The 22133-nt window shown below is 47.2% G+C and carries 17 protein-coding genes; 10 read left to right on the top strand and 7 right to left on the bottom strand.

Going from position 1 to position 22133, the window contains the following annotated elements:
- Positions 1-197 precede the first annotated feature (197 nt).
- Both QUB25_RS22410 and QUB25_RS22415 read left to right on the top strand, forming a co-directional pair.
- Complete coding sequence (locus tag QUB25_RS22410) at positions 198-752, top strand: Npun_F5560 family protein (protein WP_333063243.1); 555 nt, start codon at positions 198-200, stop codon at positions 750-752.
- Positions 745-1395, top strand: coding sequence for a hypothetical protein (locus QUB25_RS22415; protein ID WP_333186244.1), 651 nt, complete (start codon positions 745-747; stop codon positions 1393-1395). Before QUB25_RS22410 ends, QUB25_RS22415 begins: the two co-directional genes overlap by 8 nt.
- A gap of 44 nt (positions 1396-1439) precedes the next feature.
- Here the strand turns inward: QUB25_RS22415 and QUB25_RS22420 are convergent, their stop codons facing one another.
- Positions 1440-1784 carry an STAS domain-containing protein gene (locus QUB25_RS22420; protein ID WP_333078701.1) on the bottom strand — a complete coding sequence of 115 codons (345 nt, stop codon included), beginning with the start codon at positions 1782-1784 and terminating at the stop codon, positions 1440-1442.
- Positions 1785-2130: 346 nt separating this feature from the next.
- On the opposite strand from QUB25_RS22420, the gene QUB25_RS22425 reads away from it, so the two are divergent.
- Positions 2131-2754 carry a DedA family protein gene (locus QUB25_RS22425; protein ID WP_333186248.1) on the top strand — a complete coding sequence of 208 codons (624 nt, stop codon included), beginning with the start codon at positions 2131-2133 and terminating at the stop codon, positions 2752-2754.
- 1330 nt (positions 2755-4084) lie between these two features.
- On the opposite strand, the gene purM is transcribed toward QUB25_RS22425, so the two are convergent.
- A complete protein-coding gene (purM, locus tag QUB25_RS22430; RefSeq protein WP_333186250.1) occupies positions 4085-5113 on the bottom strand; it encodes a phosphoribosylformylglycinamidine cyclo-ligase in 1029 nt (342 codons plus the stop codon).
- A 496-nt stretch (positions 5114-5609) separates the two neighbouring features.
- Between purM and QUB25_RS22435 the strand changes: the two genes are divergently transcribed.
- From QUB25_RS22435 to QUB25_RS22445, 3 genes are all read left to right on the top strand, one after another.
- On the top strand, positions 5610-6686 hold the full coding sequence (locus QUB25_RS22435; RefSeq protein WP_333186253.1) for a septal ring lytic transglycosylase RlpA family protein: 1077 nt from the start codon (positions 5610-5612) through the stop codon (positions 6684-6686).
- A gap of 195 nt (positions 6687-6881) precedes the next feature.
- Positions 6882-8471 (top strand): bifunctional pantoate--beta-alanine ligase/(d)CMP kinase, encoded by a 1590-nt coding sequence (locus tag QUB25_RS22440; RefSeq protein WP_333186255.1) that lies wholly within the window; start codon positions 6882-6884, stop codon positions 8469-8471.
- Positions 8472-8966: 495 nt separating this feature from the next.
- A complete protein-coding gene (locus tag QUB25_RS22445; RefSeq protein ID WP_333186257.1) occupies positions 8967-9902 on the top strand; it encodes a polysaccharide deacetylase family protein in 936 nt (311 codons plus the stop codon).
- Between the two features lie 287 nt (positions 9903-10189).
- On the opposite strand, the gene QUB25_RS22450 is transcribed toward QUB25_RS22445, so the two are convergent.
- A complete protein-coding gene (locus QUB25_RS22450) occupies positions 10190-11257 on the bottom strand; it encodes an FAD-dependent oxidoreductase (RefSeq protein ID WP_333186260.1) in 1068 nt (355 codons plus the stop codon).
- A 275-nt stretch (positions 11258-11532) separates the two neighbouring features.
- Here QUB25_RS22450 and QUB25_RS22455 point away from each other — a divergent pair, with 275 nt between their 5' ends.
- Positions 11533-12378, top strand: coding sequence for a YaaW family protein (locus tag QUB25_RS22455; protein WP_333186262.1), 846 nt, complete (start codon positions 11533-11535; stop codon positions 12376-12378).
- Between the two features lie 43 nt (positions 12379-12421).
- A complete protein-coding gene (locus QUB25_RS22460; RefSeq protein WP_333186265.1) occupies positions 12422-14002 on the top strand; it encodes an O-antigen ligase family protein in 1581 nt (526 codons plus the stop codon).
- A gap of 158 nt (positions 14003-14160) precedes the next feature.
- Here QUB25_RS22460 and glmS read toward each other — a convergent pair whose 3' ends face one another.
- From glmS to QUB25_RS22480, 4 genes are all read right to left on the bottom strand, one after another.
- Positions 14161-16083 (bottom strand): glutamine--fructose-6-phosphate transaminase (isomerizing), encoded by a 1923-nt coding sequence (gene glmS, locus QUB25_RS22465; protein ID WP_333186267.1) that lies wholly within the window; start codon positions 16081-16083, stop codon positions 14161-14163.
- Between the two features lie 160 nt (positions 16084-16243).
- Positions 16244-16489, bottom strand: coding sequence for a photosystem I iron-sulfur center protein PsaC (gene psaC, locus QUB25_RS22470; protein WP_015175986.1), 246 nt, complete (start codon positions 16487-16489; stop codon positions 16244-16246).
- A gap of 765 nt (positions 16490-17254) precedes the next feature.
- Positions 17255-18466, bottom strand: coding sequence for a chloride channel protein (locus QUB25_RS22475; protein WP_333064496.1), 1212 nt, complete (start codon positions 18464-18466; stop codon positions 17255-17257).
- 617 nt (positions 18467-19083) lie between these two features.
- Positions 19084-19989: a CoB--CoM heterodisulfide reductase iron-sulfur subunit B family protein gene (locus QUB25_RS22480; protein ID WP_333186271.1), complete on the bottom strand. Its 906-nt coding sequence runs from the start codon at positions 19987-19989 to the stop codon at positions 19084-19086.
- Positions 19990-20375: 386 nt separating this feature from the next.
- Between QUB25_RS22480 and acpP the strand changes: the two genes are divergently transcribed.
- Positions 20376-20630, top strand: coding sequence for an acyl carrier protein (acpP, locus tag QUB25_RS22485; protein ID WP_006633716.1), 255 nt, complete (start codon positions 20376-20378; stop codon positions 20628-20630).
- 97 nt (positions 20631-20727) lie between these two features.
- A complete protein-coding gene (fabF, locus tag QUB25_RS22490; RefSeq protein WP_333186274.1) occupies positions 20728-21981 on the top strand; it encodes a beta-ketoacyl-ACP synthase II in 1254 nt (417 codons plus the stop codon).
- The last annotated feature ends 152 nt before the right edge of the window (positions 21982-22133 follow it).

The raw sequence follows: 22133 nt of genomic DNA on the forward strand, positions 1-22133 counted from the left end.
ACTCTGTCTATGCCAAGAAACTCAGGTGATGACGTGGATGCCTGATGTGAGTTAAACTGAGCTTTACCCTTGACATCGGGCCCCTGGCTCGATTTAGCCTAATGGGTTCAAAACTTTTGAAGTGCCTCTTGCCTCTGCGGTAAGGGGAAGATATTTTTAAAGAGAAACACATTATATAACAAAAGCTGAGAGTCATCGTGAATCAAACTAAACTTGTAAGCTCAAAAGAATTGCAATCAGAGGTATCTCGTCTCACCGAAGAGCTGCAAATGCGCGACCAATTGGTGCAACAGTTGTCTCAAGAACTTTTCCGGCTGGTGAAGGGCAATTCTAGTTTTGTGCCGGCGCCGGAAGTTTCCGATCGCCACCAAGCTCAAATGCAGGCAATGCGGGAACAACTCCAAGCTGTTGAAGAACAGGTGGGTTTTTATCAGGAACAAATCGCGGAGCGGGATGCTGAGGTTTACCAACTGCGACAGTCGGTGCAAGAATTGACGGATCGCTCTCGGATGCTGGAACAGGTGGTTCAGGAATTGCCGGGGGTTTACCGCCAGAAGTTTGCCGAGCGGATCGAGCCGATTAAGGAAAAGTTGGAGCAATTGCAAAAGGAAAATCGCCAGTTGCACACAGAGTTGCAAAGCGTAACTTACCGTCTAGCTGTGCGGAGCCGCAAGGCTAAGGGCCTGGATCTGCCGAGCGTCGATGCTGAGGACGATCGAGGAATTCAAATGCCGAGCTTTGGCAATGTCTAAGGTTTTGATTGTCGCGGGTGGTGAGAAAGGCCCGGCCACCAGTCTCAAGGCGGCGATCGCTCAATCTCATCCTTTAACTGAAGTCAATATCTGTGGGGTTTCTGAACTCAATTCTGGCGCCATCGCTCCGGGTGGGGCGATCTTTTGTCCTTTGACGCTGGATGTGCCAGAGAATCTGCTTTTTCCGGCTCAAGATGTGTTTCGATTTTGTGGCAATGTTTCGGCGGCGCGCGATCGAGTGTCCCAGGAGTTACTTTTTCCCGTCGGCGAGGGCAATTTTTGGCTGCCTGTGGTGTTGACTGCAAAGGGGCCACTGTATGCGGAGGTGATTGGTGGCGAACCTGACAAGCAGTCTGGCGAGTTGAGTTACTCTCAACCGGTGCATTTGTCGGATGTTTGGCGACAGCAGTTGTATGAGTTGGCTTACCGCTTGCTGAATCTTTTAAATGCGCCCCCAGCGACTTATGTGATGCAGTTCGGGTTCGTAGGGGAAAGGATTTGTTTCGATCGACTTTGGCCTTTTCCGGCTGCACCTGCGATCGCTTCTGTCGGCGTTCAAGTGCCGGATTTATTTGTTTGTCATTGGTATTGCTTGACAAATCAACCTATTTATGATATAGAAATTAGCTCTACGCTTGCTTGAAGTCTCTTGCAAACTTGAGATTTAAACTGGGGATCTCATTTTAATCAAGCAACTAAAGCCGGAGTTTCAGGGGAGACAATTTGGTCGAAACTGTCGAAGATTTCAAAGAGTTGGTCAAGTTGAGTAATTTCAAAAATTAGCTTGACTGTGGCTGAGAGGTTGCAGATGACGAGGCGGCATCCCCGGTGGCGGGCGGCGTTGAGTCCACCGACTAAGGCGCAGATCCCGGAACTGTCGATGAAATCTACCGCGCCCATGTCTATTACCCAGAGTTTGTGGCGGTCGGGTACAATCTCAGCTAGCTGTTGCTGGAGGAGGCTGCCGGCTTGGGAGTCGAGGCAGTTGTGAGGTTGAAGGACGATGGGTGGGTTGAAGTTTGGAAATTCCATAGCAGTTATCCTACGATCGTAAAGTATGAATAAGTGAGTTTATTTGCTGACTCTCTTGAAAAACTCAGGCGATTTCAGCGTATGTTTTAGGAGGCGCGATCGGGCTAGGGAATCGGTGGGGAGAGCCTTTGTGATAAATTTAGTAGGAAACTAGGTAGCGATCGCGCGTAACGCAACCGCAACAATTCCGTATACCTCTAGTATGCCTGAAAGGATAATTTTTAGTTGGATTAGCGATCGCGACAACAGTGTGTTCTTAATCACAGCGAAAGATTGCACTATTGGCTGAATCGAGCCAATATATAAATGTATTGAGCTTTGCAAAAGTTTACGAAGGCAGTATCGAATGTCTTTTGAGTTTTTATCGTTAGAGACTATTCAGCAGTTTGCGCGTGATTACGGCTACTGGGCAGTATTTCTGGGAATTTTGCTGGAAAATCTGGGAGTTCCTCTTCCAGGCGAGACAATTACGATTGCTGGCGGCTTTTTAGCTGGCAGCGGGGAACTGAATTACTGGTTTGTGCTCGGCAGTGCGATCGCCGGTGCTACATTGGGGGGAAATTTTGGTTATGCGATCGGCAGGTACGGCGGCTGGCCACTTTTGCTGAAGCTGGGACAATTTTTCCGCTTTCGAGAAGAACAACTGTTTGACTTAAAAGAACAGTTTAGCAAAAATGCAGCTAAAGCCGTATTTTTGGGCCGTTTCATCGCATTGCTGCGAATTTTTGCTAGCCCCCTAGCAGGTATTGCAGAAATGCCTTTTTGGAAATTTTCGCTGTTCAATGTTCTGGGTGCTGCAAGCTGGGCATCTGTAATGGTAAGTTTGTCCTACTTCTTGGGACAAGTGGTGTCTTTAGAGAAATTGGTAGCTTGGGCTGCTCAATTTGCAGTATTTGCTTTGCTGTTAGCAGTTGCTTGGATTGCAATTCCTGTTTGGTTGGAGTCGCGGAGTTTGGACAAGACTAAGTAAGATTAGTCGTTAGACTTTTTGCAATAATTCGGGATTTTCTGTTTTTAACCGCAGACAAACGCAAATGAACGCAGATATTATCTCTCTTTGCAAAAAGTCTAATGATTGCCGATATTCTATTAATAAGCCAGGACTTCAGTCCTCAAAATTATCAAATTTGTAGCGATAATTTATGCCATCACAATCATCAAGTTTGTTGTGAGTAATTCTTTCATGAATAGGGAAAATATTAGTCAACAAAGACTAAAGTCCTTACTACCAAATATTTTTATTGGTAATTAACATAACATCATATAAAGTGGAAGCCTTATCTCCCACAACTGAGGCGTTTGACAGAGGAGATAAATTTGCGGATTATCGATCGCTCTCAACTATACAAAAATATGTATTCATCAGTCACCCAGTGATGAATGTGGATTGCTACCGTCGGGATGTGACCGAATGTTGGGTTTTTTCTTCCTGCGGCGAGGGGGAATGTCTATAGTTGGCTAGTATGAATTTTCACTGTCCAATCTCTGTTTAGTATGAGGATTTTCCTAGATTGAGTGAAATAGGATTTCAAAAACTCGATCGCTATAATTATAATTCACAGAATGCTGCAAACAAGGGAGGAGAAGAAGTGCGATCGCAATAATCACGATGTTCGCTGAAAGGCGATTTAATAAATACTCTAGCTCTTCAATTACTTTAAACAGTCCATTAGCAATATATTCAGGACTTACGTAATCAAGGGCGTTAAATCAAAGCTTTGAGATTCCTTCAATAGGCTATCTTCGGACAGAAAATAGTAGTGTACCTGTCTAGATTCTCTGGATTTTCCTGAATACACTAATGAAACACCTTATTTACGATGCAACCCAAAATTTCAGCAATTTTAGCTTGATTAGTCCGGTCATTTAGCAATCACAAAATCATGATTTTTGATCTAAAATCTCCTTTTTCATCTTATTTTAATGCTTATTGCAGTTGCTCTATTTGTTTGGGGATCAGAGAATTATGGGCGGGTACTTTTGCACTAATTAACGCCAATAATTTTGAATTATACCCTATTTAAAAGCACAACAGATTATTTCAATCTAATTTAAAATTGTAGCAACAAGTCATCTGTTGTGAATTCCTTCTAATTTAAAATTGTAGCAACAAGTCATCTGTTGTGAATTCCTTTTTCTCTTTCTTCCTCTGTGTCCTCTGCGTCCTCTGCGGTTACTTTCATAATTATAAATTTAACCGCAGATCTACACAGATAAAGGCAGATTGAGATTGTCTGTTAACGAATAAAACAAAGCGAAGCAATCTTCAGACCCTGTGATTGCTTCTTACTAATTACCCATTACCCATTATCCATTATCAATTCTCCTTTCCCCTCAATCACTTCCCCGATCGCCCAAGCACCAATTCCCTGAGATTCAAACCATTTAACAGCCCGATCGACTTCTGTGCGATTGACCAACAGCACAAACCCAATCCCCATATTAAAAGTATTGAACATATCTGCTGTAGCAACTTGACCCGCTTCAGCAATCCAGTCAAAAATTGGCAAACTTGGCCAGCTATTGCTGTCAATTTTCACAGCTTGATTTGCTCCCAAACAGCGGGGCAAATTTTCCGGCAAACCGCCGCCCGTAATGTGAGCCATGCCGTGAATTTCTAGACCGCTCTTAATTGCTTCGAGGACTGGTTTCACATAAATTTTAGTCGGAGTTAGCAGCACTTCTCCTAAAGTTTTGCCACCTAACTTTTCGGGTTGCGAATGCCAGTCAAAACCCCGATCGCCCGCAATTTTTCTCACCAAACTAAAACCGTTGCTGTGCACGCCCGAACTCGCCAGCCCCACAGCCACATCTCCCACCTGCACTCGCGAGCCGTCCAACAATTTGCTCTTTTCGACAATTCCCACACAAAACCCCGCCAAATCGTACTCACCCGCTTGGTAAAAACCGGGCATTTCTGCCGTTTCCCCTCCGAGCAAAGCACAGCCCGCTTGCTTGCAACCATCAGCAATGCCGGCCACCACCGCAGCTAATTGTTCGGGATTTAACTTTCCCGTGGCTAAATAATCGAGAAAAAAGAGGGGTTCGGCCCCGGATGTCAGCACGTCGTTGACGCACATCGCCACCAAGTCGATACCTACCGTGTCGTGCCGATCGAGATTGTGGGCCAATTTCAACTTAGTCCCAACGCCGTCAGTACCCGAAACCATCACCGGCTCTTTTAAACCCTCCGGGACGCTAAAAAAACCGCTAAACCCGCCGAATCCGCCCAAAACTCCCGATCGGTGCGTGCTCTTGACCATACTCCCGATGCGCGAGACAAAAGCTCTGCCCGCCTCAACATCCACACCTGCTTCTCGATAATCCATAAGTCCGCCAAATCGATTTCTTCTAATTTTTAGTTTATTCCCATAACAGTTGACAAACAGCTTTTTTAAGACTATCCATTTCGTAGCCCACAAAAGACACTAAATTTTTGTAAATTTTTGTAAATTTTTCCGTAATGACTGAAACGGCTGTAAGCACTGGAACTAAAGGATTTTATGATAGAGGGTTTTGAGAAAATTTCATGAAGATTTGGTGAAAATCGCGATCGCAGCGATCCCCAACCACAAAAGTTTGTGGTAGTCTGTTGCAGTTCGTGAACAAAACACAAATTGCGGATCGAGTACGAGTTGTCAAGTGTCAGGGAAGTTTCCGCCAATTTTTTTTTGGGGCGGAAGCATTAAAGCAAAAACGCACCCGGATACTTTGGTTTGACTCACGGGGGAATGGCGAAGGGCAAGAGAGAAATCCTTGACGCCCGCCGCCAAATGGCCAATCCTCCAATCTCGGTTGGCAATGGCTATTCACAAAAATGGACGTATGAAGGAAAAATTTGTTGGTGGTCTACTCGCTGTCCTGTTAGTTCCTGTGGTAGGAACGGCATCCTCTTGTCACGCACAAGCAACAGGTGCCGACAACCAAAACTCTCAGGTTTCCGAGCAAGTAATTGCCACCCAACCGTCCCAGCAGTTAAACGCTACTAGGGTCGAAGCGCAAAAAGTCGGACAGTATCAGTATCAAGCAAGAGCTGAAATTGCCCGAGACTCGATCGCCAAAATTCAGCCCCACGACTTAGGCGGGCGACAAGCAGCGACAGTCTACGTGCGAAACATTCCAGTCATCACCTTTCTGAACGCGAATCCGGAAACAAACACGCCTTTGGGAGAAACTGGCAACAGCCAAGCCGGTGCTAGTAGTCCGTCAAAAGTAGCGGGCGCCAGAGAAAATCCCAAAGTTGGAAACATTGCCAGCAACTCTAGCAACCAAGAACCCGATCCAGTTTGGCGGGCATCAAGCTTAGCAGCAAGACTCAATCAGCTAGCCCGCAACAACATCGATCCCAACAGCATTACCGTTAAGTGGGAAAAAGGCGATCGCTACATTATCCAGGCAAACGGCGAGGACTTGGTAAACATCAACGCCGAAACCATCCTCCCCGACACCACCAGCGACTTTAGCCGAGACGCCCTGCAAGCAACCAATCGCCTCCGCCGACTTCTGGGCAACGCCCCACCCCTGGAAGAAGTCGCAGGCCAACCCCAACCAGAACGGTCCGTGCTGTCTCTGGGCCCAGTTCAAGTGCGCCTCAGCGGCTGGGCTTCCTGGTACGGCCCAGGATTTAACGGCAACCTCAGCGCCAGCGGCGAGCGTTTCAACCAAAATGATTTGACCGCAGCCCACCCAAATTTGCCTTTTGGAACGAGAGTCATGGTGAGAAATCTCGACAACGGCCGCACCGTGGTTGTCCGCATTAATGACCGCGGCCCCTATGTGGGCGATCGGCTCATTGACTTGTCCGCCGGCGCAGCCAACGTGCTAGGAATGATCAGCAGTGGCGTTGCCAGAGTGGAAATCGAAGTGATCGAACCGCCACAGCAAACAACTGTTGGACGCTGAAGGCCACTCTCAGGCAGAATACAAAAGTTATCCGAAGTGTAGAAGGCAGAAAGTAGAATAAAACTGACATCTTGCACCATTCTTTGTGGAAGAAGCCCGAAAGCCTGTTCTTGAGGATGGTGCAAGATGTCAAGTCGAACAAATTCTGACAAATAAACTCTGCATTCTGCCGAATGCCTTCAGGAGATTCTACCGGTGCGCCTGTTTACTACCATTGCAGCACTTCGCTGCTACTTAAATTCACAAAAGTCTACTGCACCTCATTTGACAGTCGGTTTGGTGCCGACGATGGGAGCTTTGCACGCAGGACATCTGAGCTTGATCCAGCGGGCAAGGCAAGAAAATGCGATCGCCCTGGTCAGCATTTTTGTCAACCCGCTGCAATTTGGGCCAACAGAAGATTTTCAAGATTATCCTCGGAATTTCGAGCAAGATCGGCTTTTGTGCGAACAAGCTGGGGTTGATGCCATATTTGCTCCCTCAGCAACCGAAATGTTCGGCCATCAAGCAGTCGGCGCAGAAACAGAGCAAACCGCCCAAAAACAGATAGAGATTCACCTTTCATCCTTAACTCAAGTAGTGCCGCCACCAGCGATGACATCGGTTTTGTGTGGCAAAGCAAGGCCCGGTCATTTTCAGGGAGTCGCGGCAATTGTTACTAAACTTTTGAGTTTGGTGCAGCCGACAAAAGCTTATTTCGGTCAAAAAGACGCCCAGCAGCTAGCAATTATTCGGAAGCTGGCCTTTGATTTTAACTTGCCTGTAGAGATTGTCGCTTGTCCGATCGTCCGCGAAGAGTCCGGACTGGCAATGAGTTCTCGCAATCAGTATTTAACAGCAGAGCAAAAACAGCAAGCCTCCGTACTCTACCGCGCGCTGCAACAAGCCTCGGAAACTTTTTATTCAGGCGACCGCACCGCAGCAGCCGCACTCGCAGCAGCCCGCGCAGCAGTCGCAGAAGAACCCGCAGTAAAGCTCGAATACGCCGAACTCGTCGATCCCGACACTTTGACGCCGTTGCAGGTTGTGGAAACAGCGGGACTTTTAGCCGTGGCCGCCAGAGTTGGCTCTACTCGTTTGATTGACAATATAATTCTCAGGAATCGTCGGCCCATTGTGGCGATCGACGGCCCGGCGGGAGCAGGCAAATCTACCGTAACTCGCCTTGCAGCAACAGCTTTGAACTTGTTTTATCTGGATACCGGCGCGATGTATCGGGCGCTGACTTGGCTGGCATTGAAAACAGACACGCCGATTTCCGACGAATGCGCGATCGCCGAATTAATCAGTTCCAGTTATTTGGAATACAACCTCGATCCCGCATCAAAAATGTTGAAGATTAACGGCGAAGACGTAACCGAGGCAATTCGCAGTTTGGAAGTGACATCCCGCGTCTCGGAAATGGCGGCAGTTCCCGCCGTGCGGCAGTTTCTGGTGGAGGAACAGCGGCGCTGCGGCACAAAAGGCGGAATTATAGCAGAAGGCCGCGATATCGGCACTAACGTGTTTCCCGATGCGGAACTGAAGATTTTTTTGACAGCTTCGGTACAAGAGCGATCGCGCAGGCGGCTGTTAGAACTTAAAGATACCGATCGGGCTAATATTAGCTTGGCCCAATTGGAACAAGACATCGCCCTGCGGGACGAAAAGGACAGCACCCGCGCGGTTGCACCTTTGCGTAAAGCGGCGGATGCTGTGGAAATTCAAACAGACAATCTGACTGTTGCCGAAGTTATCGATCGGATTGTCGGCTTGTACAAAGAGAGAATCGGCCCTAAAAGTTAATTTTACGACCCTGGGGGCGCGCGATCGCCCTCATATCAAATCGGGTTAAACTCACCTCTTGCACCATTCTCGCTTAACAGGCTTTCGGGTCTATCCCACAAAGACTAAATTTTCTTGTGGCGTGGGATCTTCTAGCCCGCCCTTGAAAGGCTTATTAACAATAGTGCAACATCTCACGTTAAACCAACTTGCAGTGTCAGGTAGGGACGCGGGCCGATGCGGGCTGAGTCCGTAAGAATATCGTGCCATGAATCCGACTTGAGCGCCGTCCCCCTCGCTGGGTAAAAAGTTCAACCATCCGGCGTTTTCATGGGTTAGGGGATTTCTGGCGCACAAATCTTAAATTTTTTTATCCGGACGGACTTCCCCACGATCGGTTATTTCCAGTAGCATTTTTACTGGCAGTCCAATTTAAGATTATCCTCTTAAGTGGATTAACTTGATATCAACATAAAATCTCAAATTAACTGTACAAGGTGTGAAGGAGACAATGACGTGACAAAATTGAAACGGCTGTGGAGGCGGCGAAAAAATTTAATCGTTGCTTTGATGGCAGCAACAGGAAGTTTTTTGCTGGGTGTGACATGGCCAATTAACTTCCGGGCCAATCAGCCATTGCAACCGATTCAGGCACAAGTCTTGGCCGTATCCCAGTCCCAAGAACAACAGCCGATGTCCACTCTTAATAAGTTCTCCCAGGCGATCGCCAATCGAGTTCAATTTTCCCAAAATGCTCTAGCCCAAGTGCAGGCAATCCGATTTCAATCAGCCGTACCGTCGCAGTTTCAAGGTACAACCATTCGTCATGCGAAACTCGACTCCCAGCGCAAGGCGATCGCCCTGACATTTGACGACGGCCCCTGGCCGAAAACAACTACACAAATCCTAGATATTCTCAAGGAAAATAATATTAAGGCTACATTCTTCTGGGTAGGAAAATACCTGAAAAATTCTCCCGAAATTGGCCAACAGGTCGCAGCAGCCGGTCACGCGATCGGCAATCACACTTGGAACCATGAATACCTTCAGTATAACGAAGACGGTGCCGCTCGCGAGATCGATCGCACTTCATCCTTAATTGAGGAGTTGACCGGCGTCCAAACATCCATGTTCCGCCCGCCGGGAGGCATTTTAAACAATGGATTGGCCACTTATGCTCAAAATAAAAATTATGCTGTTGTGATGTGGTCTGCTGATTCTTTTGATTGGCGAACTCTTACGGAATCTTTGATAGACAACGTGATGAGGCAGGCAAATTCCGGTGGCATTGTGCTGATGCACGACGGCGGCGGCAATCGAGCAAGAACTGTCAAAGCTTTGCCGGACATTATTGCTCGATTGAGAAATGAAGGGTACAGTTTCGTAACAGTTCCCGAGTTATTGCAGATGCAAGAACAAGACTTAGAACAGCAGGAAACAGCACAAAAATAAAAATTTGGAAAAGTGGGATTTTACACCATTTTTCCATTTTTTTGTAAGTGGTTAGATTGGTTTTTCATAACTATATAGCGCAGGTGAAGGTTAATCGCAGTTATAAAATTAATACAGAGACGGCTGTGGTCATCGCTACCTCCCGCCATCGCCTACACCAAGCCGCGCCGATATTCATGCCGGACGGTATTATCACGTTCGAGGGCAAGGTAATCTTCGGGGCTAAACCCAGACGGGATAGCAATCATAGCGTTAGAGGCAAAATCGATACATTAATTTTAGCCATATTACCAATTTAGGCTGGAATCTAACGGCAAATCCTGCAACTGAGAATTCACCCAATTAGCCGCCGCCAAACCCGATCGCAAAGCACCTTCTATTTGACCTTCCCCGCACAAATCCCCCGCACAAACCAGCGGCAAATTCCCCCCAGCAGGCAAACAAGAAACAGGCAAAGGATTCCGACAAAAAGCATAGCGCCAGCGGTGAACCTGCAACCATTCTGGCTCTTTGAGCCAAGGGATTAAATATTCAGAAGCTCTCGAAAGCAGTTCCTGACCGACAGTTTCCAAATCAGCAGCTTCTAAATAGCGTTCGGCAAAAATTGCGCTGCTGTGAACCACAAACAAAGGCTGCTGCGGATCGAGCCGTTTGCTGCTGTCCAAACCAACCCAAGCTAAATCAGAATTATCGGGAAAAGAAACAGATTTCCACTGCGGATTTAGATAAATTAAATCTTGCTGTTTTGCCACAGAATAGCCAGCCATAACGGTAATGCAAGGGTCGTACTCCACAGAACGCAATTTGTCAAGAAAATCATATTGCAAACCGATTTCCGCATCCAAAAACATTAAAGCTTGAGGAGACGGAATTGCTACTACAACAGCCTTAGCAATCAATTCTTGAGGCGTCTGTAAATTGTCGTCGGTAACTTCCAGAGAAAGCTGCCACATTTGGTTATCTCTAGTCGAAATAGCTTGTACGCGGCGACCAAACCAAATTTCTAAACCCTCCAGTAGATACTTACCCACAGCATTCATACCCGCAGGTGCGACATAACAAGAATTAGGAATAGCAGAAAGTTCTCCCTGTCTGAATTCCCAGACAGTATCAGTCCAGAGTTTGAGGATATCCCGATCGACCAAAGCCTCAATTAACCCCTGCACCGCATCCCCCTGCGGTTCGAGATACCGCGCCCCGTGATCTGCCCTAGTACCCTGTACGCGGCGGGTAGCAACACGTCCCCCCGCGCCGCGAGATTTCTCAACAACAGCCACAGAATAACCAGCTTGACGCAACCGTTGAGCGCAACTCAGCCCCGCCATACCCGCACCAATCACCGCAACATCGAACATAATCAATCAGTCAGCCTTGTGAATCTAAACATCAGCTTAAAGGCTGCAAGCTGAATTTGTACCTTACCGATGACTCAAAAGAGACGTAGCACGGGCGAGGGCGGGACGCCATCGCCCTGCACCAAGTAGTAGAATAAAGGACAGCACGAATCCATGATTAAGACCCGATCAAAAAATGCCACTGTAGGTAAATCCTAAATCCTAATGGTTGTCAACCAGCAGCAATCTAAAATCTAAAATCTAAAATCTAAAATCGCATAGGGGAGGGCAAAATTTTGGACGAACTCAGAGCAGCACTCGAATTGACAACAGAAGAAGAATTGCAGCAACTAACAGAACTTCTGTTCAGCCGCAAGTTTAACCCTTTAGATTACGTGCAAACCCCCGCACCGATAGATGTACAAAGTCGCGATCGCCAAGCATGGCTCGACGCGGTAGAACAGCGGTTTCGCTATCTTGCAGCCGACGGGTTGACGGTACTCCGAGGGCGAACCCAACAAGTAACTTACAGACAAGCACTAATTCAAGTTTGTCGCTATCTCAAAATCCCTTACCCCAAACAGTTGTCAACCACCGACTTAGAGGCAGAAGTATTTCTGCACTTAATGGGCCGCGCGTGGAAGCGTTTACCAGCAGATGAACAGCAAGCGCTGACACTGCGCGTACAACGAGCGATCGTTGATTCTAAACTCTCAGAACCCCTGCCAATTTCTGCTGAAAAAGACCCGCTAGGTTTGCTGTTCAAAGGCGGCAGCGCTTTAGCTGTTAGTTCCATCTTAAAACCAATGCTGCTCAAACTAATGGCCAATCAATTTGCGCTGCATTTTGCCACCTATCAAATGGCAAAACAAGGAGTGCTTGCAGGCACTGCAACTGCAGCAACCCAGTTTCAAAATTATGTGGCAATTCAGACGGCGCGGCGCGGTATGGCGGTGAGTGCAGCTCGTTACGGTGCGACGCGGAGCGTATTTTCGTTGGTCGGCCCGGTGATGTGGACTTGGTTTTTAGCGGATTTGGGTTGGCGATCGATTTCCACGAACTACGGCCGCATTATCCCGACCATTTTTGCCTTAGCTCAAATACGCCTGACGCGATCGGAATGCGTTTGGGAACTAGCTTAAGGATGGTAAATTGTAGATTTTAGATTTGAGATTGGGAGTGTGGGTGAATATCAAAAATCGGTTGAAATTAGCTGCCAAACAGACAGCCGAAAATCTCAAGTCTCGCCTCCAAAAACATCCAGATCCCCGCCTGCAAGTCCCTTGGAATTTCGCCCAAGTGGGGATGCTGATTTTTCCCTTAATTCCCATTTTGGGAGCTTTAGGTTTATTCCTGGGATTGGGGGGTACTTGCAAGCAAAAGTTCCGTCAAATTAGTCGCCGCCCGCTGAATCGAGGATTCGCAATTCTGAGCGCGCTGCTAGTCATCACAGCCGTTTTTGGCCACAACCGCATTGAGGCTTTTATAGGGTTGTACAATTTCTTGCCGTTCTTTATATTGTTTGTCGCTTTCAGCAGTTTAATTCAAACTTTGCCTCAATTGCGGCAATTGTCTTGGATGATTGTAATTAGTTCAATTCCAGTGATAATTTTAGGCCTGGGACAGCAATTTTCAGGCTGGAGTGGAATCGATCAATTGCAGCCTGTTTTTGGCTGGGTACTCGCACCCCAAGGAAATCCCCCCGGCCGTATGGCTTCTGTATTTATGTACGCTAATATTTTAGCTTGCTATCTGACAATTGCTTTTATTTTAGCACTGGGACTGTGGATAGAAGAAGTCAGTTGTAAGTTGTCAGTTGGCAGTTGTCAGTTGGCAGTTGTCAGTCGTCACCACTTACCAATGCCCAATTCGCAATTCCCAATTCCCAATTACCGCTTCCTATTTTTAAGTTTGGCCGTGTTCGGAAATGCTGTGGCTTTGATTTTTACTAATTCTCGCAATGCTTGGGGACTAGCAGTTTTGGCAGTTTTGGCTTTTGCATTTTATGCGGGTTATAAAAAATTATTAGCTGCGGTTGTTAGCGTGGCTAGCACAGTTTTTTTGTCTGCCTTTGGCCCCGAACCTTTACGGCAGTATTTGCGAATAATTGTCCCTGCTTTCTTTTGGGCTAGACTCACCGACGAAATGTTCCCAAATCGGCCGACAGCTACTTTAAGAACTACTCAGTGGGAATTTGCTTGGTCGATGACTCAGCAGCGTCCTTGGACTGGTTGGGGATTGCGAAATTTTACGCCTCTCTATCAAGCTCAGATGCAAGAATGGCTTGGTCATCCTCACAGTTTGATACTGATGTTGACTGCAGAAACGGGAATACCCGCAACGCTTTTGTTGTTTGGTTTAGTTGGTTGGGTTTTGGTTGGGGGTGTTTTGCTGCTGGCGAATTGGCCGCTTTTTCCTGCGCATATCAAACACGACCCAATAGCAACACAGGAAGTAGCGGAAAATGCTTTAGTGCTCAATCAAAAATCTATAATTAACAGCACAAATCAGGTGGCTGGTCAACAAGGTGTAAGAGCGGCCGATCGCCTAATTTTTTTCAGTTATTTATTAGCCTTCGCCGCCTGTACGCTTTTTAATACTGTAGATGTGACGCTGTTTGATTTTCGACTCAATACTACAAGCTGGTTGCTGTTAGCCGCGATTTGGGGTGTGTGCGATCGACAATCAGCCGTTTTATCTGTAGGGTACGTCAGCGATGAGCCGATCGCACGCACAGAAAATCATCCTAATGTTTTGGGGGAATAAAGTTGCACACTAACCCAAAAGTCCTGCTGGGCAAGGCTTAGAGTGTCTAGTGTACAACTTTAACCTTGAAATTTGGCACGATATCTCAACAGTTTCAAGCGTTTTCAGTGTACAACTTTATTTTGTGTAAACACCTAACTGACGCACCCTACAAAACCTCATTCTACCGTCACCGACTTCGCCAAATTTCGCGGCTGATCCACATCCAAACCTCGACGGGCAGCAATGTGATAAGCCAATAATTGCAGCGGAATCACGGTTACAATCGGTGACAACAATTCATCCACCAAAGGCACCGGCAAAATGTGGTCAAAAATATCGGCTTCCGCCACACCTTGCTTCGGCGTAACACCAATTAAACGGGCGTCGCGGGCCTTGGCTTCTTGAGCGTTGGAAAGCACTTTTTCGTAGACGCTTCCTGGCATGGCAATCGCCACTACAGGAACTTTCGCATCCAAAAGGGCGATCGGGCCGTGTTTCATCTCTCCCGCCGGATATCCTTCGGCGTGAATGTAGCTAATTTCCTTCAGTTTCAGCGCCCCTTCCAAAGCAATCGGAAAGTTAATTCCCCGCCCCAAAAAGATAAAATCTTGGGTGTCTGTAAACTGGTGGGACAATTCCTCCACATACTGTTCTTGAATCTCCAAAAACTTCTCAATTTCTGCCGGCAACTGGCGCAAACCAGCAATAATTTCTGCCAATCTGTCCGTGCTGATTGTTTCCCGCTGGTGCGCCAAATCCAAAGCTAAGAAATAGAATGCCATCAACTGAGTGACAAAAGTTTTCGTTGCAGCAACGCCGACTTCTATACCGGCGTGGGTATTGATCACGTGCGGCATCATGTGGGCGATCGAACTTTCGGTTCTGTTAGTAATGCCTAACATTCTCGCCCGGAATTTATCAGTAAAACCCGCGCGGCGCTGCTGTTCCATCCCCAAAGCAGCCAGCGTATCCGCCGTTTCTCCCGACTGTGTTACCCCAATAGTTAAAGTATTTGCTGTCAGCGGTGCCGGTGCGTAACGGTACTCAGAAGCGTACTGCACTGCTGTGGGAATATTAGCTAATTGTTCCAACAAATATTTGCCAATTAGCGAGGCGTGCCAGCTCGTTCCACAGGCGAGAATCGAAATTTGTTCGACATCGGCGCAAAGTTCCTTGGGCAAGCTAAGATTGATGGGAGATCTGGGATTTCCTGGCTGCCAATCGCCGTCTAAATAAGCCTCCAAACAAGCTCGCACTACGGCTGGCTGTTCATAAATCTCCTTGTGCATGAAGTGTTTGAAGCCTTGTTTTTCGACTAAAACCGGACTCCAACCAAGGATGCGCGGGCTTTTTTTCAGCCTTTCTCCTGCAAAGCTGTAAACTTCGACTCCCATCGGAGTTAGCCTTGCTAATTCGCCATTTTCCAAGGACAAAACAGTGCGGGTTTGAGAGACTAATGCCGGCGTGTCAGAAGCGCAGAAAAATTCCCCTGCACCAAAGCCAATCACCAAAGGAGCTTGCTGTCTGGCGACAATTATTTCTTCGGGAAAATCTGCACAGATAACGGCGATCGCAAAAGCTCCTTCTAATTTATTTACCGCCTTTAAAACAGTTTCCAAAAACGATAAATCAGCAATTTTCTCGGTTTTTTTATCTTTTTCTTCTTCCTTCTCCCTTTTTGCTTCTTTCAAAAATTCAGCTATTAAATGAGGAATAACTTCTGTATCGGTATCCGAGACAAATTTATGTCCCTTTGCTTTCAATTCTTTCCGCAACTCGCGATAATTTTCGACAATTCCATTTTGAACTACCGCAATTCGCCCGCTATTATCCATGTGAGGGTGAGCGTTATATTCTTCTGGTTTGCCGTGAGTTGCCCAGCGGGTGTGTCCGATGCCGATGGGAGCGAGAGAGTCTATCTCTGCTAACTTTTCCCGGAGGTTGTGCAATTTGCCCTTTGCTCGAATGCAGGTAATTTCTCCTTCGGAGATGGTAGCGAGGCCCGCTGAATCATAGCCCCGGTATTCTAGTTTCTCCAATCCTGCTAGCAAAATCTCGCTTGCTGCTTGCGTGCCGATATAGCCAACGATTCCGCACATTTAACGTACTACTCCTGCTTAGCGATCGCAATAAAACTCAAGTTTTATCATTTTTACCTTCTTCCGGCCCCACAATGCAGATTCCGCGACAAAAAAAGAGGGGGCAATTTAATCGCCCCCTCTTTTGTGCCCCTAATTCGATCGGTGTGTCGATCGATATTTAGTAGGCTAGACCCATACTGCGAGTGGTTTCTGCTCCCAGGTAAACCCGGATGCTCAGAAAATCGGTGGGGCAAGCAGTTTCGCACCGCTTGCAGCCTACACAGTCTTCGGTGCGGGGAGATGAGGCAATCTGAGCTGCTTTGCAGCCATCCCAGGGCACCATCTCCAAAACGTCAGTCGGACAAGCGCGGACGCATTGAGTGCAGCCGATGCAAGTATCGTAAATTTTGACTGAATGAGACATTGAATAAAGGCTCCCAACGAGTCACTAAAAATTTGCTGCCTCTGCGAATTAACAGATTTGACGGTGAGGTGCCACCGCTATAGCCTGCACAGAGAATTAAACGTTAGTCTACCGCAGTGCTTGGAAGCACTTCGCGAAAAAGCGACAAAACTTCACAGTTATTCACGCTGGGACTCTTATAGAACCCATTTGGGATTTATTCATTTGCCAACCGTTTGAGCATCAGCCTGATGAAATACAAATTGAGTTTCGCAGTGGCATTGGCGAGAGTCTGCTCAAAGTTCTTGACCAAACTCTTACAGCCTTACATCCCAGCGTTTGACGCTTTAATCACGAGCGCGAGTTGCCACCACGACAAATCCAGTTTTCCCCTCTAATGCCACTTTTTCGGCTTTCGTTAGTTTCCGTGCCAGTTTAAACCGGATCTGGGTCATAATCTGCGGATAAAGTTTTTACATTCTCTGCGATGATCTTATCCGGGTGATACCCATTGTCCTTGCAGAATGGTAATCTTCGGAATATTGACGGGCCCGAGTGTGAAAATAATCGAGGTTGTGACTCAACATTTCAATCAAGCCACACTCATCGGACACACTGGCTTTTGTACAATGGTTCAAAAACGGCAGCCTGACTGGTATCAACGGCTAGATTTTGTTTGATGCCATTGGTGCATTTGTAATGGCAGAAGCCTTGAGACTCGACACTGGCAAATTGCACGTATTTTTCACCGCTACACGGAGTTATTAGAGAAATTCTAGCCGTTTGTCAATCAACTTTACGCTGTGAACTAATGAAGGGAGATCGTGGAGCCAAGAAGAAACCCACGAGACTAGCGAAGAGAATCGGTGTAAAAGTGCTAAATCCTGTCAACTTGGCGAGTAGCAGAGTTGTACTAATTGGAGTTCGAGTAACTGTTGAATTCAGAGCAGCCATTACACAAATCATTGCCAAGGTCTCGTTGGAGGCGGGATTAACGATAGCGATTGCCTTTCCTAAACAGGCTCCTATAAAAAACAGTGGGATGATAATCCCCCCCCGCCAGCCTCCATTTACGGTCGTACTAATGGCAAACACTTTAGCAATAACTAAAGTTAAGATTACTCCCAAAGAAAAGTTGCCCTCAACAATTTTTTCTATTTGATGTTCACCAAAGAAACGAGTGAGCGGAAATAAAGCTGATAACACACCAAGTGCTAGCCCAGCTAAAGTAGTTCGCACATAGATTGGACTGGGTATCGAATCAAACAAGCGACCTACACTGCGAAATACAGCGATAAAAAGCCACCCCATGATCGCACCTACGATTCCATAAGCAATCGCGGCGCCAAAGTCATAAAGGCTGTCCACATTGTATTGAGGAAAATGCCAGGTAGGACCAATTCCTAGCTGGGTAATTGCTACAAAAATGGTGTAACTTGCACAACTGGCCACGACCGCAGGCAATATTGCTTCAAAATACTCCACAACATTCTGATGATGCAGGATTTCTAAAGCAAAAAAAGTACCACCCAAAGGAGCGCCGAACAAAACTGTAAAACCAGATGCCATGCCAGCAATACTCAAAGTTCGTAGTGCCTCTCCACGCAATTGAAAGCGATCGGCTAACCACGTACCAATTGAACCTGTTACTTGCACCATTGGTGCTTCTGGACCAGCACTGCCTCCACTTGCAATACTGATTAGCGACGACAGAATCATCGAAGGATTCTCGTTCATTGGTAACCGCCCACCATTGAGATGAATATTGTCAATAATCAACCCTATTTCGCCAGGATTTCCCAGCCAATGAATGAGCAAACCGATGAGCAAACCAGCAAGGGGCATAATAATTAGTAGAGAAACTCCACTAAAATATTCAAATCCCTGCATGATGTAAGACAAAAATATCCAATAAGTTGCAGCAAATAAACCACAAATTATTCCTAGCATTGCCCATAGCAATACCGAACGTGTGAGATTTACTGGGTTTCGTTTCATTCCTTATTCCTTGTCAAGAGCTAGCCAGTTAGGAAGTGTTAAAAACTATTTTGTGTAATGGTATACAACTTCTGTTTCTGTTATCTGCATATTAACCTACCAACCACCACACTTGCTATTGAGTCTAAATCTGGCTATCGAATGCGCTCTAACAATCGCAGTCAAACAAGGGCTGACAACGAACTGAGGCACAGGTTATCAGTGGTGTAGCCCCCTTGTAACGCCCTCCGTTGAAGCCCCCGCCGTTAGACTGCTTCATCTTTTGGTGGTGTCAATAGCTTAAAAAACCAATTTGGGATGTCTGATGAGGAGCTAAGAGCGGAAATAAATGGCATAGTCCAGCAGCTTAACCGACAAAGAGTCAGAACTCCGCAGCGGTATTGTTGCCCCACAAGAAGAAGACTAGACTACCTATCCGCACAAAAAGACAAATTTTGGCTGGCATCTTCTATCAACTCAAGAATGTATGAGCGCGATCGAGCTTCCCGCTAGAATTCGGGTATAATTCCGATCTAACGGGATTGGATATTAGAAAGAACCAAAATCCTTACTACCAACCTGGATTGGATATTAAAAAGGACTAAAGTCCTTACTACAAAGCGGCGCAAATCGATCGACTAAAAGCCTAATTTTTCTAACACGGGCTTAGTTGAAACAATATGTCGATCGAGCCCTAGTTTTTTTGGCTCCACACCCAAAGCTAAAGCCACCAATTGCGACAAATGCAACACGGGCAAACCCAACTTGCGCCCGATTACTTTTTGCACCTCCGGCTGCCGCGAATCCAAATTCAAGTGACAAAGCGGACAAGGCGTCACCATACAATCAGCGCCATTGTCAAGAGCATCTTGAATATGTTTGCCTGCCATCTGAAAAGATTGGTTAGTGGCATAACTCGCCAAGGGCCAGCCGCAGCACTGCGTTCGCCCTCGATAGTAAACCGGAGTTGCCCCGATCGCCCGAAACACATTTTCCATCGATTCTGGTTGGTGCGGGTCATCGTAAAGCAGCTTATCCTGAGCTCGCAGCAGGTAGCAGCCGTAAAAAGACGCGCACTTCAAGCCCGAAAGCTTGTGGGTGACTCGCTTCTGCACCTCGTCGAGACCGTAATCGGCAACGATCGCCCACAACAGATGTTTCACCTCGGTACTGCCTTGATAAGGCGAACAGCCTTGTTTTTTGAGTAAACCGTTGACTTTTTCTATGTAGTTGGGATCGGTTTTTTGGCAATCCTTGAGGCGATCGTCCACATGACCGATTACTCCTTGACAAGTGCTGCAATGCGTCAGCAAAGGCAAATTCAATTCCTCGGCCAAAGCAATATTGCGGGCGTTGACAGTATCTTCGAGCAACTGCGAATCTTCCTTGAAAGTGCCAGAACCGCAGCAGGAAGCTTTCTTGAGTTCCACCAGTTCAATCCCCAACGCTTGAGTGAGGGCTTGGGTAGACAGGTAAAGTTCGCGGGCAGCCCCTTGGGCAACGCAACCGGGAAAGTAAGCATATCTGAGAGTTTGGGATGGCATAGTCGTTTCTGCTGGGGACACAAGGTTCGGGAAAAGAAACTTGAGCCATCGAAGTCGGGAGGCTTCCTGCTTAGTTTTCCCTCTTTATAATTAACGTAATTAGTGCCTAGCTAGGAGCTAATTGTCAGCTTTTCTGAAGCATTTTGAGTTGATGACTGACGCACCATCGACCAAAAATCCGGTTCCTCAACGTTATCAGGTGGCTAAACGAGATGATTGATTTTGGGCTATTGGGTTTTTTTTTGCCTTAGTCCTAGAGTTGCTGCGATCGTCCGTGTCCCAATTGTCGCTGGCCCGTGTCACTTAGAAAAGCGGCCAGCCTTTGTCCTGCAGATCCCCCTTTCGGATAAGATTAGATACGCAGCAACCAATGAGGACACGATGTTATGAGCCAAGACGACATTTTTGCTAGAGTCCAGAAAATTGTGGCAGAGCAACTGGAAGTCGATAAGAGCGAAGTCAAGCCCGAAGCCAACTTTGCTAACGATTTAGGAGCAGATTCCTTAGATACTGTAGAGCTGGTCATGGCCTTGGAAGAAGAGTTTGATATTGAAATTCCCGACGAAGCAGCCGAAGGAATTACTACGGTTCAAGCTTCTGTAGATTTCATCAGCAGCAAACTTGCAGCTCCAAAAGCATAAAATACCTGTCTTTTCCCCTAAGAGGAGAGAAGTTAGAAAACTGGAAACTCCTCTTTTGTTCTGCGTTCTGGGTGTTTAATTTTTTGAAACTGAAATCATGACAAATTTAGAGCGTAAGCGCGTTGTTATCACGGGTCTCGGCGCGATTACACCGATCGGCAATACCTTGTCCGAATATTGGGACGGGTTGCTTGCCGGGAAGAATGGTATAGGCCCGATCACCTTATTCGACCCGTCGCGGCACGACTGCCGCTTTGCCGCAGAGGTGAAGGGTTTCGACCCACACGACTATTTAGAGCGCAAGGAAGCAAAGCGCATGGATCGCTTTGCTCAATTTGGGGTGTCAGCGAGCAAACAAGCTATTGCTGATGCAAAGTTTGAGATTAACGACCTGAACGCAGAACAGGTGGGTGTCATTCTTGGCACTGGCATTGGTGGCCTAAAGGTTTTGGAAGAACAGCAAGAGATCTATCTAAATCGCGGCCCCGATCGATGCAGCCCGTTTATGATTCCCATGATGATTGCGAATATGGCCGCGGGGCTGACGGCGATTCACACGGGCGCTAAGGGGCCAAACTCTTGCACGGTGACGGCCTGCGCTGCCGGGTCAAATGCCGTGGGCGATGCGTTTCGCTTAGTTCAGGGGGGTTACGCGCAAGCCATGATTTGCGGCGGTACGGAAGCTGCGGTGACACCTTTGTGCGTGGCGGGTTTTGCTGCGGCGAGGGCGCTTTCGACTCGCAACGATGACCCGACTCATGCTTCTCGTCCGTTCGATCGCGATCGTGATGGTTTTGTCGTCGGCGAAGGTGCTGGCGTTCTGATTCTAGAAGAAATGGAATACGCTCTGGCGCGTGGCGCGAAGATTTACGCAGAAATCGTCGGCTACGGTTCAACTTGCGATGCGTATCACATGACTTCTCCGGTACCGGGGGGGGAAGGTGCGTCGCGGGCGATGGCTTTAGCGCTCAAGGATGCGGGTTTGACGCCGGATCAAGTGAGCTATATCAACGCTCACGGCACGAGCACGCTTCCCAACGATTCTACGGAAACGAAAGCGATTAAAAAGACTTTGGGAGACCATGCTTACAAAGTAGCAATTAGTTCTACCAAGTCGATGACCGGCCATCTTTTGGGCGGTTCTGGGGGCATTGAGGCGGTGGCGACGGTAATGTCGATCGCCAATGACAAAATTCCGCCGACAATTAATCTGGAAAATCCCGATCCTGAGTGCGATTTGGACTATGTTCCTCATACAAGCCGCGATCTAAAAGTTGATGTGGCGCTGTCGAATTCCTTTGGATTTGGCGGCCACAACGTGACACTGGCATTCAAGAAGTTTGTTCAGTAACGGACAATTTTAAAATCGAGAGTCGAGAGTTAAAAGGTGAAAAATTAATTTTTCACCTTTTAATTTTTAGCTGGAGGGGTAACAACCAGCCTGAAACCCATACCTTTGTACGGATTGAGCCAATGTGTGCTAAAAAAAGATAGGCAGCATAA

This window comes from Microcoleus sp. B3-D7, assembly GCF_036705305.1.
In the GTDB taxonomy this organism is placed as follows: Bacteria; Cyanobacteriota; Cyanobacteriia; order Cyanobacteriales; family Microcoleaceae; genus Microcoleus.

Coding starts and splice junctions, on each gene's coding strand:
- acpP (WP_006633716.1), top strand. CDS start 20,376: ATGAGCCAAGACGACATTTTTGCTAGAGTCCAGAAAATTGTGGCAGAG.
- QUB25_RS22425 (WP_333186248.1), top strand. CDS start 2,131: ATGTCTTTTGAGTTTTTATCGTTAGAGACTATTCAGCAGTTTGCGCGT.
- QUB25_RS22415 (WP_333186244.1), top strand. CDS start 745: ATGTCTAAGGTTTTGATTGTCGCGGGTGGTGAGAAAGGCCCGGCCACC.
- QUB25_RS22475 (WP_333064496.1), bottom strand. CDS start 18,466: ATGAAACGAAACCCAGTAAATCTCACACGTTCGGTATTGCTATGGGCA.
- glmS (WP_333186267.1), bottom strand. CDS start 16,083: ATGTGCGGAATCGTTGGCTATATCGGCACGCAAGCAGCAAGCGAGATT.
- QUB25_RS22450 (WP_333186260.1), bottom strand. CDS start 11,257: ATGTTCGATGTTGCGGTGATTGGTGCGGGTATGGCGGGGCTGAGTTGC.
- QUB25_RS22435 (WP_333186253.1), top strand. CDS start 5,610: ATGAAGGAAAAATTTGTTGGTGGTCTACTCGCTGTCCTGTTAGTTCCT.
- QUB25_RS22480 (WP_333186271.1), bottom strand. CDS start 19,989: ATGCCATCCCAAACTCTCAGATATGCTTACTTTCCCGGTTGCGTTGCC.
- fabF (WP_333186274.1), top strand. CDS start 20,728: ATGACAAATTTAGAGCGTAAGCGCGTTGTTATCACGGGTCTCGGCGCG.
- QUB25_RS22420 (WP_333078701.1), bottom strand. CDS start 1,784: ATGGAATTTCCAAACTTCAACCCACCCATCGTCCTTCAACCTCACAAC.
- psaC (WP_015175986.1), bottom strand. CDS start 16,489: ATGTCTCATTCAGTCAAAATTTACGATACTTGCATCGGCTGCACTCAA.
- purM (WP_333186250.1), bottom strand. CDS start 5,113: ATGGATTATCGAGAAGCAGGTGTGGATGTTGAGGCGGGCAGAGCTTTT.